The following is a 17389-nucleotide window of genomic DNA, read 5'->3' on the forward strand; positions in this document are numbered from 1 at the left end:
CTCTTCTGTGACCAAGTGGGGTGGCCGGCCGGCCCTGACGCTCAGAGCCGGCCGGCGGGGACGATCAGACGTCCTCGACGCTCGAAGGCTCGCGGCGGGACAGGTCGATGCCCAGCTCCTCCGCGGCCCGGAAGACCTCGTCGTCGGTGTCGCGCAGCTCGATCGCCTGCCCGTCGCCGGAGAGCACCTCGACGTTGAGGCACAGCGACTGCAGCTCCTTGAGCAACACCTTGAACGACTCGGGAATGCCCGGCTCGGGGATGTTCTCGCCCTTGACGATCGCCTCGTAGACCTTGACGCGGCCGAGGATGTCGTCGGACTTGATGGTCAGCAGCTCCTGCAGCGCGTAGGCCGCGCCGTAGGCCTGCATCGCCCAGCACTCCATCTCACCGAAGCGCTGGCCACCGAACTGCGCCTTACCACCCAGCGGCTGCTGCGTGATCATCGAGTACGGGCCGGTCGAGCGGGCGTGGATCTTGTCGTCGACCAGGTGCAGCAGCTTCAGGATGTAGACGTAGCCCACCGAGATCGGCTCCGGGAACGGCTCACCGGACCGGCCGTCGAACAGCCGGGCCTTGCCGGTCGGGGCGACCATGCGGTCGCCGTCCCGGTTCGGGATCGTCGAGCCCAGGAGGCCGACGATCTCGTCCTCCTTGGCGCCGTCGAACACCGGCGTCGCGGTCCGGGTGCCGGGGGCCGCCGAGAGCGCGCCCTCGGGCAGCTTGGCCGCCCACTCCGGCGAACCCTCGACCTGCCAGCCCTGCTTGGCGACCCACCCGAGGTGGGTCTCCAGGACCTGACCGACGTTCATGCGGCCGGGCACGCCGAGCGGGTTCAGGACGATGTCGACCGGGGTGCCGTCCTCGAGGAACGGCATGTCCTCCTGCGGCAGGATCTTCGAGATGACGCCCTTGTTGCCGTGGCGGCCGGCGAGCTTGTCGCCGTCGGAGATCTTGCGCATCTGGGCGACGTAGACCCGGATCAGCTCGTTGACGCCAGCGGGCAGCTCGTCGCCGTCCTCGCGCGAGAACACGCGGACGCCGATGACCTTGCCGGACTCACCGTGCTTGACCTTCAGCGACGTGTCGCGGACCTCGCGGGCCTTCTCACCGAAGATCGCCCGGAGCAGCCGCTCCTCGGGGGTCAGCTCGGTCTCGCCCTTCGGCGTGACCTTGCCGACGAGGATGTCGCCGGGGACGACCTCGGCACCGATGCGGATGATGCCGCGCTCGTCGAGGTCGGCGAGGACCTCCTCGGAGACGTTCGGGATGTCCCGGGTGATCTCCTCGGCACCGAGCTTGGTGTCGCGGGCGTCGACCTCGAACTCCTCGATGTGGATCGAGGACAGGACGTCGTCCTGCACGAGGCGCTGCGACAGGATGATCGCGTCCTCGTAGTTGTGGCCCTCCCACGGCATGAAGGCGACGAGCAGGTTCTTGCCCAGCGCCATCTCGCCCTGGTCGGTGCACGGCCCGTCGGCGATGACCTGGCCGACCTCGACCCGCTGGCCCTCCTCGACGACCGGGGACTGGTTGATCGAGGTGCCTTGGTTCGAGCGGCGGAACTTCAGCAGGCGGTAGGTCTGCCGGGTGCCGTCGTCGGCCATGACGGTGACGTAGTCGGCGGTGGAGTCCTCGACCACACCGGCCTTCTCGGCCACCACGACGTCGCCGGCGTCGACCGCGGCACGCAGCTCCATGCCGGTGCCCACCAGCGGGGCCTCCGAGCGGAGCAGCGGCACGGCCTGGCGCTGCATGTTCGCGCCCATGAGCGCGCGGTTGGCGTCGTCGTGCTCGAGGAACGGGATCATCGCCGTCGCGACCGAGGTCATCTGGCGCGGCGAGACGTCCATGTAGTCGACGTTCTCGGGAGCCAGGTAGTCGACCTCACCGCCCTTGGTGCGGACCAGGACGCGGTCCTCGGCGAACCGGCCCTGGGCGTCCAGCGGCGAGTTGGCCTGGGCGACGACGAAGCGGTCCTCCTCGTCGGCGGTCAGGTAGTCGATGTGGTCGGAGACGACACCGTTCTCGACCTTGCGGTACGGCGTCTCGATGAAGCCGAACGCGTTGACGCGGCCGAAGGAGGACAGCGAGCCGATCAGGCCGATGTTCGGGCCTTCCGGCGTCTCGATCGGGCACATCCGGCCGTAGTGGCTCGGGTGCACGTCGCGGACCTCCATGCCGGCCCGCTCACGCGACAGACCGCCCGGACCCAGCGCCGACAGGCGGCGCTTGTGGGTCAGACCCGCGAGGGGGTTGGTCTGGTCCATGAACTGGGACAGCTGGCTGGTGCCGAAGAACTCCTTGATGGAGGCGACGACCGGCCGGATGTTGATCAGGGTCTGCGGCGTGATCGCCTCGACGTCCTGGGTGGTCATCCGCTCGCGGACGACGCGCTCCATGCGGGACAGGCCGACCCGGATCTGGTTCTGGATCAGCTCGCCGACCGTGCGCAGGCGACGGTTGCCGAAGTGGTCGATGTCGTCGACGCCGTGGTCCGGCTCGCCGGCGTGCAGCCGGACGACGTACTCGATGGTGGCGACGATGTCGTCCTCGGTCAGCGTCAGGGTGCTCTGCGGCACCTCGACACCGAGCTTCTTGTTCACCTTGTAGCGGCCGACCTTCGCCAGGTCGTAGCGCTTCGGGTTGAAGAAGAGGTTCTCCAGCAGCGCCTGGGCGCTCTCCCGCGTCGGCGGCTCGCCCGGCCGCAGCTTGCGGTAGATGTCCAGCAGCGCCTCGTCCTGGCCGGCGATGTGGTCCTTCTCCAGGGTCGCGAGGACCGTGGGCGACCACTGGAAGTGCTCGCGGATGCGGTCCTCGGTCCAGCCGAGGGCCTTGAGCAGCACGGTGACCGGCTGGCGGCGCTTGCGGTCGATGCGGACGCCGACGGTGTCGCGCTTGTCGACGTCGAACTCCAGCCACGCACCGCGGCTGGGGATCACCTTGGCGCTGAAGACGTCTTTGTCCGACGTCTTGTCCAGGGTCTTGTCGAAGTAGACGCCCGGGCTGCGGACGAGCTGCGACACGACGACGCGCTCGGTCCCGTTGATGACGAAGGTGCCCTTCTTCGTCATGATCGGGAAGTCGCCCATGAACACCGTCTGGCTCTTGATCTCGCCGGTGGTGTTGTTCATGAACTCGGCGGTGACGAACAGCGGCGCCGCGTAGGTCATGTCCTTGTCCTTGCACTCCTCGAGGGACGCCTTGACGTCCTCGAAGCGCGGGTTGGAGAAGGACAGCGACATCGAGCCGCTGAAGTCCTCGATCGGCGAGATCTCCTCGAGGATCTCGGCCAGACCGCCGACGGCGGCCTGCTGCTCCTCCGGCGAGAGGGTGGCCCGCCACGACTCGTTGCCGACGAGCCAGTCGAAGGAAGCGGTCTGCAGCGCCAGCAGATCCGGAACCTCGAGAGGCTCGTTGATCTTGGCGAAGGAGACGCGGAGCGGAGCGCCGGGGATCTTCTGCTGATCCGCCTCGCCGGTGCGGGTACCGGACTGAGGGCTGGCCGGGGTGGTGCGGGTGGTGCCGGACTCGGTGGTGCTGGCGGAAATGCTGGTGGGGCGAGAGCCTGCCAAGATGCGTCCTTCCAAGGACCTCACGACGTGCGGGCGGTGGGTGCTGGTTCGTCCTGGGTCGTCGTCGGTAATGGCGAGGCTGTCCGCTACTCCTGCCCAGTGGTCGACCCGGGTGACCCGGGGAATCCCGGGCACCCCTGGTGACCCGTCTCGGCGGGCAGGCAGTCAGGGGGCAGCGCAACAGGAGACCCTACCCCTGTACGCGCGCGCTGTCCACGTCGGGGGGGCTGTGCGACCAGCGCCACACCCGGGACGACGAGCGCTCCGGCGGACAGGGGCTCCACGGGGCCGTGCGTGGCAGCCATGATGCCAGGCTCAGCGCCGCTTGGACACTGCCACGCCGCTACCGGCTAGTACTTTGGCCGCCTTCCGGGTCCCGCCCCGAGCCTGCGAGGGGTGGGGAGAAGGGGTCCTTACCTTCAGGCTCCGGTCAGGACGGTCACCTCGTCGATCTTCCAGTCACCGTCGACGCGGATGACGTGCACCCGCATGACCTGCCGGCAGGACTGCGCACCGTCGGGGGTGACCGAGCACGAGGAGCCCTGCGGCGCGGCCTGGCTGCCGCTGTTGACCGACTTGACCACGTAGTTGCCGAAGACGACGAGGGTCGCGGCGTCCTGCGCGTCGTTGATCTGCTGCAGCCCGATGTCGAGCACGTCCAGGTGGGTGGTGGCCGAGACCTGCACCGCGCTGTCGACGATCCCGCCCTGCTTCGAGTCCTTCTGGTACTGGTCGCGCAGGTCGCCGGTGAGCACGTCGACCTTGCGCTGCAGGCTGCCCTTCGGGTCCTTGTAGTCGAAGGCGTAGAGCGCCTGCGCCGCCGACCGGGTGGCGGAGAACACCGCGGCGTTGACCGTCGGCGGGTGCAGCCGCTGCCAGAGCAGGAAGCCGCCCGCGCCGGCGACGAGCACGCAGAGCACGGCGAGCGTGATCACCAGCCCGGAGCCGCGCCGGCGGGCCGGTGCCTCCTGGACGGCGACGGCGCGCGTCGAACGCCGGGCGGACGACGTCGCGGCTGCCCTGCCGGACGGCTTCGCGGCGGCCGCCTTCGCCCCCGCCTTCGCCGCCGTCGTCGTCGACGTCTTCTTCGGGGTCGCCACCACCTCACCGGTGGAGCGGGCAGCGGCCGGGCGGGCCGGGCGCGCGCCGGTGCGCGGCTGGGGGACGGTGCGGGTCGTGGGGTCGGCGTCGTCGCGGTCGCGCCGGCTGCCGGCCACCCGCGGGCGTGGGCTGGGGCGGGCCGCGGCGCCCGGCCGGGGCCGGGGGGTCGGGCGGGGCCGTTCGTCGGGTGTCTCGGGCATGCCGCTCACCCCTGACCCTGGATACCGGAGAGCAGCCAGCGGTCGCCGACCTTGGTCAGGTTCGCCTCGACCTGGTACTGCAGCACCTGCGCCTGCGAGACCTGGTTGTTCTTCTGGGTGGACTGGATGAACAGCACCACCGTTCCGTGCTCGTCGTCGGCCTTGGTCACCGCCGCCCCGATGACCTCGGTGCTCACCACGGCCTGCGCGTTGGTGACGTCGGCCCGCGTCTTGTTCAGCTGGGCGACGACCTCCTTCTGCAGGTCGCCGGTGGTGATGCGCTTCGCCTGGGCGATGTCGTCGTCGAGGGTCAGGTAGTCGAACGAGGTCAGGTCGACGATCTCCGACCGGGCGGCCTGCAGGACGGCGACGTAGTCACCGGTGTGCACCGACGAGGTCTTGGGCCGGGTGAACCACAGCCACGCCCCGCCGGCGAGCAGCAGGACCAGCAGGACCGCGAGCCCCGTCGTCAGGGCACCGGCGCCCCGGCGCCTGCGGTCGGTGTCGTCCTCGTCGTCGGCGGGCTCGAGCTCCTCGGCGTCCTCCTCGTCGGCGGCCGCCGCGCGCCGGCGGCGCAGGCCGCGCCGCCCCTTCGCCGGCTCGGCGACCTCGTCGTCCTGGTCCTGGAGAGCCGTCTCCTCGGCCTTCTCGGTCGGCTCGTCGGCCTGCGACCGCGCCTCCTCGGCGGCGGGCTCGTCGCCCGACCGCTCCTCGGCGTCGGTCACGAGGACGGTGTCGTCCTCGGCCAGCGCGCGTTCGCGCGCTTCGCTGGTCACCCGAGACATCCTCTCGATCGTCCGTTCCTTGCGCTTCTCGACATCGCGGCGATCACCCGATCGAGCTCGCGACGGGGTTGGCCGACAGCAGGCCGCTCAGCAGCTGGTTGACGGCGTCGGTCAGCGGGGACAGCGGGTTCGCGCTCCCGGTCACCCCACCGGTCGGGCCGGGCGAGCCGACGCCCCCGCTGCCGCCGATGTTCTGGGAACCGCGGATGTCCGAGCCCGACTCGTCGATGCCGTCGCCCGGGTTCGGGTCGACCCCGTTGATCACCTGGCACTGGATCCCGCTGGTGTCCGTGCTGGCGACCGCGTCGGGGCTCGGCGTCTGGCCGGTGGAGATGTAGCCGCTGGTGCAGGCCCGCGGGTCGCCGTTGTTGAGCACGAAGCCGAAGTGGGCCCGCAGCACCCCGCCGTCGTTGCGCAGCACGCTGAACCCGCCGGAGACGACGTCGGGGTAGGTCACCAGCAGCTGCTCGACCCCGTCGAGCCGCGGGATGGTGACCTTGTTCAGGATGTCGAGGTTGCGGACCAGCGAGCCGAGCCCCGGGCCGGCGTTGTTCACGAGGTCCTGCAGCGCGGCCGCGGCGTCGGGGGCGTTGACCACGAGCTCGCGCAGGTCGGGGTCCATCTGCACGAGCGTGTCGGTGACCAGCCGCAGGTTCTGCGCCCAGTCCTGGATCGCCGAGCGGCTGGCCACCTGGGTGTTCAGCACGGTCTCGCCGTCGGTGATCAGCTGCAGCGTCTGCGGCAGCGACTGCTCCGCGCGGGTCAGCAGCAGGTCGCCGTTGTCGATCAGCCGGGTCAGGTCGTCACCGGAGCCGGCGAACGCCTTGCCGAGCTCGTCGACGACGGTGCGCAGGTCGTCGGTGTTCAGCGACCCGACCAGCTGGTCGACGTCGAGCAGCAGCTGCTCGACCGGGATCGGGATCGACGTGCGGCTCTGCGGGATCACCGAGCCGTCCTTGAGGAACGGCCCCTTGTCGCTGTCCGGACGCAGGTCGACGTACTGCTCCCCCACCGCGCTGCGGTTGGCGACGACCGCCTTGGCCGCCGCCGGGATCGGCTTGGCGTCCGGGTTGATGGTCAGCACCACCCGGACGCCGTCGTCGGTGAGCTTCATGTCCGAGACCCGGCCGACCGCGACGCCGCGGTAGGTGACCTCGGCGTTGACGAAGATGCCGCCGGAGTCCTTGAAGTCGGCCGCGACGTCGTAACCGGTGCCGAGCAGCACGCGGTCCAGGCCGACGTACTTGAACCCGAGATAGGCCATGCCGACGACGGCGAGCATCGCGAACGCGATCAGCTTCAGCTTCGTCTTGCGCGTGATCACTGCGAGCCCCCCGAGATGATCGGGAGCCCGGGCAGGCCCGCGGTGCCGCCGGTGACGCCGGCGATGGCTCCCGTGACGCCGTCCAGGCCCGGCAGCGGGACGAGGGTCGTCGTCGTGGTGGTCGTGGTGCTCTGCTGGTTGCCCGGCGGCGTGCCGGCCTGGCCGCACTGGGTGCCGACCACGTCCTGCGGCGCGATCTTCAGCGCGCCGGTCACCGGGTCGACGACGTAGCGGCAGAGGATCTCGCGCAGGTCCAGGTTCAGCGTGGCGGTCATGTTGGTGAACAGGCCGTAGCCACCGGTCCGGGAGTCGGGCCGGTAGTTGAGGGCGGTCAGCGAGCTGGCCGGGAACGGGTAGGTCAGCAGCAGGTCCAGCGACCCGGTCAGGTCCGAGCCGGCCGCGGCGAGCTGGCTGATGATCGGCTGGAGCAGCTGCAGGTCGGCCACGGTGTTCTGCCCGGCCTGGTTGATGATCCGGGTGCCGACCTGGCCGAGCCGGTCGAGGCTCTGCAGCATCGAGACCAGCATGTCCTCCTGCTGGTTGAGGACGTCGAGCCCGGGCCCGATGGTGTCCAGCGCGTTCTCGATCGTGCCGGTGCGCTGGGCCAGGGTCGCGGCGAGGGCGTTCACGCTGTCCAGCGCCCGGTTGATCTCCTCCTTCTGCTGGTCCAGGCCGCCGATGAAGGTGTCGAGCTGGTCGAGGGTGTTCTTCAGCTCGCTCTCCCGGCCCTGCATGGCCACGCCGAGCTCGCGGTTGATCGTCTGCAGCTTCTCCAGCCCGCCGCCGTTGAGCACCAGCGACATCGCGCCGAGCAGCTCCTCGACCTCGACGTTGCGGCCGGTGCGGTCCAGCGGGATGAGCGCGCCGTCCTCGAGGCGGCCCTGCGGTGCCTCACCGGTGGGCTTGGCGAGCTCGACGTACTTCTCGCCGAGCAGCGAGGACTGCTGGATCGCCGCGGTCGCGTTGGCCGGCAGGTCGACCCCACCGTTGACGGTGACGGTCACGACCGCCGTCCAGTCGTCCTTGAGCTTGATGCCGGTGACCCGGCCGACCGGGACGTCGGCCACCCGGACGCCGGACTGCGGCACCAGGTCGAGGACGTCGGCGAACTGGATCTGCACCGTGTACGGGTCGTCGCCGACGTCCGCGCCGCCGGGCAGGTTGAACGAGTACGCGCCGCGGAAGCCGCAGCCGGACAGCAGGACCAGGCCCGCCCCGAGGGCGCCCAGGCGTCGTCCCAGGCCGGTCACTGCGAACCACCTCCCACCACGGGCAGACCGGGCAACTGGCTGCCGCCGCCGGTGCCGCCCCCCGAGCCGAAGATCGCCGTGAGCAGCTCCTGCAGGTCGGGGACGCCGTTGCCGTTGAGGTCGTCGAGCTGGTTGTCGGCGTTGGCGTCGCCGGACAGCAGCCGGGCGCAGATCTGCCCGACCGGCGGCAGCGCCAGCAGCTGGGTGAGGTCGTTGACGTTGAACCCGGCCGGGAACGTGAGCCGGCCGGTCTGCGCGAGCACCTGGCAGACGATCACGTCGGCGTTGGTCGACCCCAGCGAGTTGTCGCGGGTGTCCAGCGTCCCGGTGTCGGGGTTGTACGCGTGCGAGAGGTTGCCCAGGGCCGCGGGCGCGACGTCGAGCACCTCGGCCAGCGCCTGCCGCTGCTGGACCAGGGTGAGGGTCACGTCGGCGAGCTTGTCCACGTTGCTGGTCAGCAGCGCGGTGTTGTCCTGGACGAACGTCGCGACGTCGGCGAGGGCCTGGTTGAGCAGGGAGACCGCCTGCTGCAGGTCCTGGCGCTCGCCGGCGAGCTGCTCGGCCACCGCGGCCATGTTGTCGTTGAACTGGCGGACCTGCGTGTCGACCGTGGCCAGCGCGGTGGTGAACCGCTGCAGGTTGTCCAGCGAGTCGAACAGGTCGTCGCGGTTCTCGGCCAGGGTCTGCACGGCCTGCGAGAAGCCGGTCAGCGTCTGGTTGAGCAGCTCGCCGTTGCCGTCGAGGTTGGCCGCGCCGGTGCCGATCAGGTCCGACAGCGCGCCGTTCCTGTTGGCGCCGGTCGGGCCGAGGGCCGAGGAGAGGTCGTCGAGCGCGCCGTAGACCTGGTCGAGCTCCACCGGGACGGCGGTGCGCTTGAGCGACAGCGTCGCGCCGTCCTTCATCTTCGCGCCGCCGTCGTAGACCGGGGCGAACTGCACGTAGCGGTCGGAGACCAGCGACGGGGCGAGCACGACGGCGTTGGCGTCGGCCGGGATCGCGTAGGTGTCGTCGATCTCCATGTCCACCCGGACCCGGTCGCCCATCGGCTCGACGTCGGTGATCGTGCCGACCGGGATGCCGAGGATGCGCACGTCGGAGCCCTTGTAGAGGCCGACGGTCTGGGTGAAGTACGCCGTCACCCGGTACGCGCCGACCGGCCGCAGCACGGTCCAGCCGATCGCGATGAGCAGGATCGCGGCGGCGCCGATCGCCACCCCCCGCTGCAGGGTCCCCGTCATCAGTTGCCACCCCCCGAGCTGCAGCCGACGGGCAGGGGCGTCTGCGACGCACCGCCGCAGAGCGCGGAGCCGAGCACGCCGGGGATGAGGTTCTCGACGAAGCTGTCGAACCAGCGCCCGTTGCCCAGGGTGTTGGTGAAGACGCGGACGAACGGCGCCAGCTTGTTCACCGTCTCCCCCAGCGCCGAGCGGTTGCGCTCGAGGATGTCGGTCACCGCGCCGAGCTGCTGCAGCGCCGGGGTGAGCGCCTCGCGGTTGTCGGCGACCAGGCCGGAGAGCTGGGTGGACAGCTTCTGGGTGTTGGTCAGGATCGAGTCGATCAGCTGCCGGCGCTTCTGCACCTCCTGCAGCAGGGTGTTCGAGTCGACGATCAGCTGGGTGAACTCCCCGTTGCGGTCGGACAGCACCTGCGTCACCTGGCGGGTGGCCGCCATCAGGGTCTTCAGCTGCTGGTCGCGCGAGGCGATCGTCTCCGAGAGGCGGGACAGCCCCTGCAGCGACGTGCGCACGTCGTCGGGGGTGTTGCTGAAGGTCTGCGAGAGCACCTCGAACGAGTTCGCCAGCTGCGTGGTGTCGATCTGGTCGATGGTGGTCGACAGGTCGGCGAAGGCCTCGACGACGTCGTAGGGCGACGCCGTGCGGCTGAGCGGGATCGGGCTGTCCGGGTCGAGCTCGCCCTGACCGCGCGGCACCAGCGCCAGGTACTTGGCGCCGAGCACCGTCTCGATCTTGATGGCCGCCTCGGACTGGTCGCCGACGAAGGCGTCCTTCACCCGGAACTCGACCATCACCGCGCCGTGCTCGAGGGAGAGGCTCTCGACCTTGCCGACCTTGACGCCGGCCACGCGCACCGGGTCGTCGGGCTGCAGGCCGGCGGCCTCGGAGAACTGCGCCTTGTAGACGGTGCCGCCGCCGATCAGCGGAAGCGACTGGGCGTTGAACGCCAGCAGCACGAGCGCGGCGATCACCGCCAGGCTGATCGCGCCGATGACGACCGGGTTGCGGTCGCGGAAGGGCTTGGAGTGCCGGGCCATCAGCTGCACCCCGCCTCTCCGTTGTTGAGCCCGCCGGCCGGGACGGTGATCCCGTTGGTCGTGGTCGGGTCGGTGCCCGGGAGGACGATGAAGCCCGAGGCCCCGCACAGGAAGAAGTTGAACCAGCTGCCGTTGATCGCCGTCCGGGTGATCAGGTCGAGCTTGGTCGGCGCGAGCTGGAGGAACTGCTGGAGCTGGTCGCCGCCGGCGGCCACGTTGCCGGCCAGGACCTGCAGCTGCTGGATGTCGGCCTGCAGCGGCGGCCGCGCCTGCTCGAGCAGGCCGGCGGTGGTGTCGGCCAGGGTGTCGACGGTCTGCAGCGAGTTGAAGATGGCGTCCTTGTCGGCCGCCAGCCCGCTGACGAACTGCTGCAGGCTGATGATCAGGTCGTTGAGCTGCTGGTCGCGGGCGGCGACGGTGCCGAGCACCTTCGTCAGGTTGTCGATGACGCTGCCGATCACCTGGTCCTTGTCGGCGAGGGACGACGACAGCGAGGCCACGTGCGACAGCAGGCTCTCGACGGTGCCGCCCTCGCCCTGGAAGACCTGGATGACCTCGAAGGACAGGCGGTTCACGTCGGCCGGCGACAGGGCCTGGAACAGCGGCTGGAACCCGCCGAAGAGCACGGTGAGGTCCAGCGCGGGGTGGGTCTGCTTGAGCGGGATGACCGCGTTCGCCTGCAGCGTGCGCCCGGCCGAGCCCTGCCCCTCGGTCAGCGAGATGTAGCGCTGGCCGACCAGGTTGCGGTAGCGGATCGTGGCCTGCACCGCCTCGGGCAGCGGGACGTCCTTCTCCACCTCGAGCTCGACGACGGCGACGGGCTTCTCCTTGGCGGGGGACAGCTCGATGCCGGTGACCTGACCGACGCGCACGCCGGCGATCCGCACCTCGTCGCCCTTCACGAGCCCGGCCACGTCGGTGAACTGGGCCCGGTAGGTCACCTGCTCGCCGTAACCGGCGTTGGTGATCGTCGAGACCAGCACGTAGCTGGCCAGGATCGTGACCAGCGCGAAGACGGCCAGCTTGGTCAGCGGCCCGGCGAGGCTCCTCACGGGATCACCACCTGGGTGCCCCGCAGGAACGGCGCCATCGTCGAGGCGGCGAGGTCCGAGACGTCGCCGGGGTCGGTCCCGGTCTGGTAGCCGAGGATGCTCTTCACGAAGTCCAGTTCCGCCGTCGATCCGGCCAGCGAGAAGTTCGCCGACTGCCCGGCGCTGCCGGTGGGGCTCGCGTTGGGGTTGCCGGCCCCCGCCGGCACGTCGTTCGGCCCGCTGCCGCCGATGCAGTGCGGGTTGCCCGACACCGGGTTGTCCGTCGAGTCGACGCCGTCGGCGGGCGGGGTCGGGCAGTAGTACTCGCCGTGCTGCGCGGCGGCGATGATCGCGTCGATGTTGGTCAGCCCGCGGCAGTCCGGCCCGGACTTGTCGAGGTAGGCGGGCTGGTCCCCGGGCTGGTAGGGGTTGCGCGGCGGCAGCGACACCGAGATGTTGAGGTTCAGCGCCGGGTCGCCGTCGGCACCGAAGGCCTCGCTGATCATCGGCTCGAAGCGGGTCAGCCCGTTGAGCAGGCAGGGGTACTCGGGCGAGTACTTGGCGAAGACGCCGAGCACCGGCCGCGAGGTCTCGGCCAGCGAGATCAGGCTCGACTCGTTCTGCTCGAGGAACTGCGCGCCGGTGGTCGCCGAGCTGCCGACCACGGTGAACGTCCGCTTCAGCTGCTCGGCCTGGTCGACGATCGTGGAGTTGGTGATCGACAGGTTGTCCAGGACGGCGAGCAGGTCGTCGGCCGCGGAGTTGTAGGTGTCGCTGACATCGGCCAGGCCGGAGATGTCGGCCTGCAGCTGCGGGAGCACCGTGTTGATCTGGCCGACGTAGGTGCCGGTGCTGACCAGGTTCTCCCCCAGCCGGTCGCCGCGGCCGCGCAGCGCGTCGGCGACCGCGCCGAGGGTGTAGGAGAGGTCCTGCGGCGGCACGGCCTGCAGCAGCGGCAGCAGGTCGTCGATGACCTTCTGCAGCTCGATGGCGTCCTTGGTGCGGTCCTGGCCGATGACCGCGCCGTCGGCGAGCGGCTTGGTGGACGGGTCCTGCGGCGGGACCAGGCTGACGAACCGCTCGCCGAACAGCGTCTTGGGCAGCAGCCGGGCGGTGACGTTGTCCGGGATCTCCGGCAGGTACTGCGGGTTGATCGCCAGGGTGATCGTGGCGCCGTCCAGGTCCGCCTTCACGTCGCGCACCTCGCCGACGATGACGCCGCGGACCTTGACGTCGGAGGCCTCCTGCAGCTGGTTGCCCGCGGTGTCGGTCTTCAGCGTCACCGTCGCCACGTCGGCGAAGGCCTTGTTGTAGAAGGCGACCGACAGCCCGAGCAGGGCCGCCAGGACGACGAGGAACGCCACCCCCTGCAGCCGCCGTCGGACGGTCCGCCCCCGCTTCGAGCTCATCGCCGGCTCACCCCGCGATCCGGACGGTCGTCGTGGAACCCCAGATGGCCAGGGACAGGAACAGGTCGATGATGTTCACCGCGACGATCGAGAACCGCACCGCGCGGCCCACGGCCAGGCCGACGCCGGCGGGGCCGCCGCTGGCCCGGTAGCCGTAGTAGCAGTGGGTCAGGATGATCACGACGGAGAAGATCAGCACTTTGACGAACGACCACAGCACGTCCTGCGGCGGCAGGAACAGGTTGAAGTAGTGGTCGTAGGTGCCCGCGGACTGGCCGTACGCCTGGGTGGCGATGGTCCGGGTGGCGAAGTAGCTGGTGAGCAGGCCCAGCACGTAGAGCGGGATGACGGCGATGAAGCCCGCGACGATGCGCGTGGTCACGAGGAACGGCAGCGACGGCACGCCCATGACCTCGAGCGCGTCGATCTCCTCGTTGATCCGCATCGCGCCGATCTGCGCGGTGAAGCCGCAGCCGACCGTCGCCGACAGCGCCAGGCCGGCCACCAGCGGCGCGATCTCGCGCGTGTTGAAGTAGGCGGAGAGGAACCCGGTGAACGCCGAGGTGCCCAGCTGGTCGAGCGCGGCGTAGCCCTGCAGGCCGACCTCGGTACCGGTGAAGAAGGACAGGAAGGCGATGACGCCGACCGTGCCGCCGATGACGGCCAGCGCCCCGGTGCCGAAGGTGACCTCGGCCAGCAGCCGCATCGTCTCCTTCTTGTAGCGGCGCAGCGTCCGCGGCGTCCAGGCCAGGGCGCGGCCGTAGAAGCTGAGCTGGTCGCCGAGGTCGTCGAGGACCTCCAGCGGCTTGCGGCCGACCCGGCGGATGCGCCGGATGCCGAGGCGGATGCGGTCCGCCGGCGAGAGCAGGGTGGCCATCACTGCCCCTTCGGCGGGACGAGCTGGAAGTAGATCGCGGTGATCACGAAGTTCACCGCGAACAGCAGCAGGAACGTGATGACGACGGACTGGTTGACCGCGTCGCCGACGCCCTTGGGACCGCCGCCGGCGCGCAGGCCCTTGTAGGCCGCGACGATCGCCGCGATCGCCCCGAAGATCAGCGCCTTGATCTCACCGGTCCAGAAGTCGGCCACCTGGGCCAGCGCGCTGAACGAGGCGAGGTAGGCGCCCGGGGTGCCGCCCTGCAGGATCACGTTGAAGAAGTAGCCGCCGGCGACGCCGACCACGCTGACCAGGCCGTTGAGCAGGGTGGCCACGATCATGCAGCCGAGCACCCGGGGGACGACGAGGCGCTGGATCGGGCTGATCCCCAGCACCTCCATCGCGTCGATCTCGTCGCGGATCTTGCGGGCGCCGAGGTCGGCGCAGATCGCCGAGCCGCCGGCGCCGGCGATGAGCAGCGCGGTCACGATCGGGCTGGCCTCGCGCAGCACCGCCAGCACCGAGGCCGAGCCGGTGAACGACTGGGCGCCGAGCTGCCGGGTCAGCGAGCCCAGCTGCAGCGCGATGACCGCGCCGAACGGGATCGCGACCAGCGCGGTCGGCAGGATCGTCACGCTGGCGATGAACCAGGTCTGCTGCACGAACTCGCGCAGCTGGAACGGCCGGCGCGGCAGCGCCCGGAGGGTGTCGAGCGCGAAGGCGAACAGGTTGCCGGCGGCGGCCAGCGGCCGGGTCGGCGAGAGCTTGCCGTCGAACAGGCCCGGGGCCTTGGGCTTGCCGGTGGCCGTCATTCGTTCCCCCGCGACCCGCCGGCCCACCAGGGGTTGCTGGCCCCGGCACCGGCGGGCTCGCCGACGGGCTCGGTGCGAGGTGCGGCGTCGGGCTCGGGCGCCCAGTGCCGGCCGCCGGCGTCCTCGGTGGGCCGGAAGGTGCCGGAGTCGACGTGGGCCAGGAGGTCCTCGGGGAGCGACGCGCGGATCGCCTCGGCGGTGTCCTCGTCGAACTCGTGCAGCATCCGGGCGACCCGCTCCTGGCGGCGGCGCTGAGCCTTGCGCTCGGGCAGGCCCTCGGTCGGCTCGAGCTGCGGCGGGACGGCGTCCCCACCGCTGGCGCCCTTCGGACCGACGCCGTTGTGCGAGTCGCCGCCACGCGCCTCGAGCGCGGCCATCTCGGCCTCGACCTGGGCGACGTCCTTCTCCTCGCTCATGCCGATCGGGCCCTCGCGGCGGCCGTTGAGGAACTGCCGGACCACGGGCTCCTGGCTGGTGAGCAGCTGCTCGCGCGGGCCGAACATGACCAGGTTGCGGCGGAACAGCAGGCCCAGGTTGTCCGGCACGGTCCGGGCGGTGCCGATGTCGTGCGTGACGATCAGGAACGTCGCGTCGATCTGCGCGTTGAGGTCGACGATCAGCTGGTTGAGGTAGGCGACGCGGACCGGGTCGAGGCCGGAGTCCGGCTCGTCGAACAGGATGATCTCCGGGTCGAGCACGAGGGCGCGGGCCAGGCCGGCCCGCTTGCGCATACCGCCGGAGATCTCGCCGGGGAGCTTGCCCTCGGCACCCTGGAGACCGACCATCTCCATCTTCTCCAGCACGATGCTGCGGATCTCCGACTCGCCCTTCTTCGTGTGCTCGCGCAGCGGGAAGGCGATGTTGTCGAAGAGGTTCATCGAGCCGAACAGGGCGCCGTCCTGGAACAGGACGCCGAACAGCTTCCGGATCTCGTAGAGGTCGTGCTCGCCGGCCCGCACGATGTCGGTGCCCTCGATGGTGATCGACCCCTGCTCGGGCTTGAGCAGCCCGACGAGCGACTTCAGGAAGACCGACTTCCCGGTGCCGGAGGGACCCAGCAGCACCGAGATCTCCCCCGGCGGCAGGGTGAGCGTGACGTCGCTCCAGATGTTCTGGCTGCCGAACGACTTCGTCAGCCCCTGGACCTCCACCGCGACGCCCACGAACGACCTCCCGTGCTCCGGCAGCGGTGCCGGTGACCCGGCCCACCATGATCGGTGAGCGATCGGCAGTCTGCGGCCTGGGCTGCGACTTCGCATCCGGACGGCCGAGCCCCGTATTGCTCACTACTCGTCAGTAACGACGGAACCGCGAACAGGTTACGTGTGTCACCTGGAAACGGTGACGCCGGTCTCGTGCCGGAGAAGGCCGCAGGGGCCGCCCTCCGGTGGAGGACGGCCCCTGCGGGACGTGCGGTGGTTCTACGGCCCTGCTGTAGGGTCCCGCGCCGAGCTTGCGAGGCGTGGGGGGGCAGCGGGGTCCTTTACTTGACGGTCACCGTGGCGCCGGCGCCCTCGAGGGCGGCCTTGGCCTTGTCGGCGGCGTCCTTGGCGACCTTCTCCAGGACCGGCTTCGGCGCGTTGTCGACCAGGTCCTTGGCCTCCTTGAGGCCGAGCGAGGTCAGGCCGCGCACCTCCTTGATGACCTGGATCTTCTTGTCGCCGGCGCTCTCGAGGATGACGTCGAACTCGTCCTGCTCGGCAGCGGCCTCCTCGCCACCGCCACCGCCGCCACCGGCGGGGGCAGCGGCCGCGACGGCGACCGGGGCAGCGGCGGTGACCTCGAAGGTCTCCTCGAACTGCTTCACGAAGTCGGACAGCTCGAGCAGCGTCATCTCCTTGAACGCGTCGAGCAGGTCCGCGGTGGACAGCTTGGCCATGGTTCTCTCCTTCTGGGTCAGTCGGTGCTGGCCGCGTCGTCGGCGGCAGCGGAGTCGGTGTCGGGGGTGGAGTCAGCAGCGGCGTCGGCGACGGGAGCCTCGTCCGCGGCGGCCGTGTCACCCGAAGGTGCGGCCTCCGCGGGCTTCTTCTCCTGCAGCGCGGCAGCCAGCCGGGCGACCTGCGCGAGCGGGGCCTGGAACAGACCCGCGGCCTTGGACAGGTTGCCCTTCATCGCGCCGGCCAGCTTGGCCAGCAGGACCTCGCGCGGCTCGACGTCGGCCAGGCGGGTGATCTCGGCGGGGGACACCGTCCGCCCGTCGACCACACCACCCTTGACCACGAGCAGCGGGTTGGCCCGGGCGAAGTCCCGGATCGCCTTGGCGGCGTTGACCGGCTCGCCCTCGATGAAGGCGATGGCGGTCGGGCCGTTGAGCAGCGGGGACAGGTCGGAGTAGCCGACCTCCTCCGCCGCCCGCTTCGTCAGGGTGTTCTTGACGACGGCGTAGCTGCTGCCCTCACCGAGGGAGCGGCGCAGCTGGGTCAGCTGGGCCACGGTCAGCCCGCGGTACTCGGTGAGCACGGCCGCGCTGGACTTCTGGAACCGCTCGGTGATCTCGTCGATCACGGCGGCCTTGGCCTGCGTGGGCATGGGCCTCCTCTCGTCGGTCGGGCGACCACCGGAGGAGGCGCGACGACGGAGAGCGAGGCCTGGAGACGAGAAACGCCCCGGCGCAGGCGCACGGGGCGAGAGGCGGGACGCGCGAGCGCCCACCGATCGGACCGTCCTCCTGCGCGGGCCGCCCGGAACTCCGGGACCTTCGATCACACGAGGACGTGCGACGACCAGCGGTCTTGGGGGGAACGTCGACAA

General features: G+C 70.5%; 14 protein-coding genes. All 14 read right to left on the reverse strand.

Features of this window, described 5'->3' with window-relative positions:
• Window positions 1-64: 64 nt before the first annotated feature.
• The 14 genes from rpoB to rplJ all read right to left on the reverse strand — a co-directional run bounded on the left by rpoB (window position 65) and on the right by rplJ (window position 17167).
• The gene (gene rpoB / locus GGQ55_RS05510) at window positions 65-3574 is read right to left on the reverse strand and encodes a DNA-directed RNA polymerase subunit beta (protein WP_218859175.1); all 3510 of its coding nucleotides are present in this window, start codon (window positions 3572-3574) and stop codon (window positions 65-67) included.
• A gap of 419 nt (window positions 3575-3993) precedes the next feature.
• Window positions 3994-4875, reverse strand: a complete 882-nt coding sequence (locus GGQ55_RS05515; protein WP_179715488.1) for a hypothetical protein — start codon at window positions 4873-4875, stop codon at window positions 3994-3996.
• A 5-nt stretch (window positions 4876-4880) separates the two neighbouring features.
• Entirely contained in the window at window positions 4881-5651 is a 771-nt protein-coding gene (locus GGQ55_RS05520) for a hypothetical protein (protein WP_179715489.1), read from the reverse strand.
• A 52-nt stretch (window positions 5652-5703) separates the two neighbouring features.
• Window positions 5704-6984: an MCE family protein gene (locus tag GGQ55_RS05525; RefSeq protein ID WP_179715490.1), complete on the reverse strand. Its 1281-nt coding sequence runs from the start codon at window positions 6982-6984 to the stop codon at window positions 5704-5706.
• Window positions 6981-8234, reverse strand: a complete 1254-nt coding sequence (locus GGQ55_RS05530; protein WP_179715491.1) for an MCE family protein — start codon at window positions 8232-8234, stop codon at window positions 6981-6983. Before GGQ55_RS05530 ends, GGQ55_RS05525 begins: the two co-directional genes overlap by 4 nt.
• A complete protein-coding gene (locus tag GGQ55_RS05535) occupies window positions 8231-9472 on the reverse strand; it encodes an MCE family protein (protein WP_179715492.1) in 1242 nt (413 codons plus the stop codon). The genes GGQ55_RS05530 and GGQ55_RS05535 overlap by 4 nt, the downstream gene beginning before the upstream one ends.
• Window positions 9472-10506 carry an MCE family protein gene (locus GGQ55_RS05540; protein ID WP_179715493.1) on the reverse strand — a complete coding sequence of 345 codons (1035 nt, stop codon included), beginning with the start codon at window positions 10504-10506 and terminating at the stop codon, window positions 9472-9474. The genes GGQ55_RS05535 and GGQ55_RS05540 overlap by 1 nt, the downstream gene beginning before the upstream one ends.
• Window positions 10506-11558: an MCE family protein gene (locus GGQ55_RS05545; protein ID WP_179715494.1), complete on the reverse strand. Its 1053-nt coding sequence runs from the start codon at window positions 11556-11558 to the stop codon at window positions 10506-10508. Before GGQ55_RS05545 ends, GGQ55_RS05540 begins: the two co-directional genes overlap by 1 nt.
• Entirely contained in the window at window positions 11555-12946 is a 1392-nt protein-coding gene (locus GGQ55_RS05550) for an MCE family protein (RefSeq protein ID WP_179715495.1), read from the reverse strand. The genes GGQ55_RS05545 and GGQ55_RS05550 overlap by 4 nt, the downstream gene beginning before the upstream one ends.
• A 7-nt stretch (window positions 12947-12953) precedes the next feature.
• Window positions 12954-13823: an MlaE family ABC transporter permease gene (locus GGQ55_RS05555; protein ID WP_179715496.1), complete on the reverse strand. Its 870-nt coding sequence runs from the start codon at window positions 13821-13823 to the stop codon at window positions 12954-12956.
• Window positions 13823-14638, reverse strand: coding sequence for an MlaE family ABC transporter permease (locus tag GGQ55_RS05560; protein WP_246323767.1), 816 nt, complete (start codon window positions 14636-14638; stop codon window positions 13823-13825). Before GGQ55_RS05560 ends, GGQ55_RS05555 begins: the two co-directional genes overlap by 1 nt.
• Window positions 14635-15801, reverse strand: coding sequence for an ABC transporter ATP-binding protein (locus GGQ55_RS05565; RefSeq protein ID WP_366488798.1), 1167 nt, complete (start codon window positions 15799-15801; stop codon window positions 14635-14637). The genes GGQ55_RS05560 and GGQ55_RS05565 overlap by 4 nt, the downstream gene beginning before the upstream one ends.
• Window positions 15802-16121: 320 nt before the next feature.
• Entirely contained in the window at window positions 16122-16517 is a 396-nt protein-coding gene (gene rplL, locus GGQ55_RS05570) for a 50S ribosomal protein L7/L12 (protein WP_179715497.1), read from the reverse strand.
• Between the two features lie 17 nt (window positions 16518-16534).
• On the reverse strand, window positions 16535-17167 hold the full coding sequence (gene rplJ, locus GGQ55_RS05575; protein WP_179715498.1) for a 50S ribosomal protein L10: 633 nt from the start codon (window positions 17165-17167) through the stop codon (window positions 16535-16537).
• Window positions 17168-17389: the final 222 nt, after the last annotated feature.

It is taken from the genome of Petropleomorpha daqingensis, assembly GCF_013408985.1.
Lineage (GTDB): Bacteria > Actinomycetota > Actinomycetes > Mycobacteriales > Geodermatophilaceae > Petropleomorpha > Petropleomorpha daqingensis.

What these genes read in the sequence shown, in the direction of transcription:
- GGQ55_RS05535 (WP_179715492.1), bottom strand. Translation starts at nt 9,472, where the DNA reads ATGACGGGGACCCTGCAGCGGGGGGTGGCGATCGGCGCCGCCGCGATC.
- rplL (WP_179715497.1), bottom strand. Translation starts at nt 16,517, where the DNA reads ATGGCCAAGCTGTCCACCGCGGACCTGCTCGACGCGTTCAAGGAGATG.
- GGQ55_RS05515 (WP_179715488.1), bottom strand. Translation starts at nt 4,875, where the DNA reads ATGCCCGAGACACCCGACGAACGGCCCCGCCCGACCCCCCGGCCCCGG.
- GGQ55_RS05540 (WP_179715493.1), bottom strand. Translation starts at nt 10,506, where the DNA reads ATGGCCCGGCACTCCAAGCCCTTCCGCGACCGCAACCCGGTCGTCATC.
- GGQ55_RS05555 (WP_179715496.1), bottom strand. Translation starts at nt 13,823, where the DNA reads ATGGCCACCCTGCTCTCGCCGGCGGACCGCATCCGCCTCGGCATCCGG.
- GGQ55_RS05550 (WP_179715495.1), bottom strand. Translation starts at nt 12,946, where the DNA reads ATGAGCTCGAAGCGGGGGCGGACCGTCCGACGGCGGCTGCAGGGGGTG.
- GGQ55_RS05560 (WP_246323767.1), bottom strand. Translation starts at nt 14,638, where the DNA reads ATGACGGCCACCGGCAAGCCCAAGGCCCCGGGCCTGTTCGACGGCAAG.
- rplJ (WP_179715498.1), bottom strand. Translation starts at nt 17,167, where the DNA reads ATGCCCACGCAGGCCAAGGCCGCCGTGATCGACGAGATCACCGAGCGG.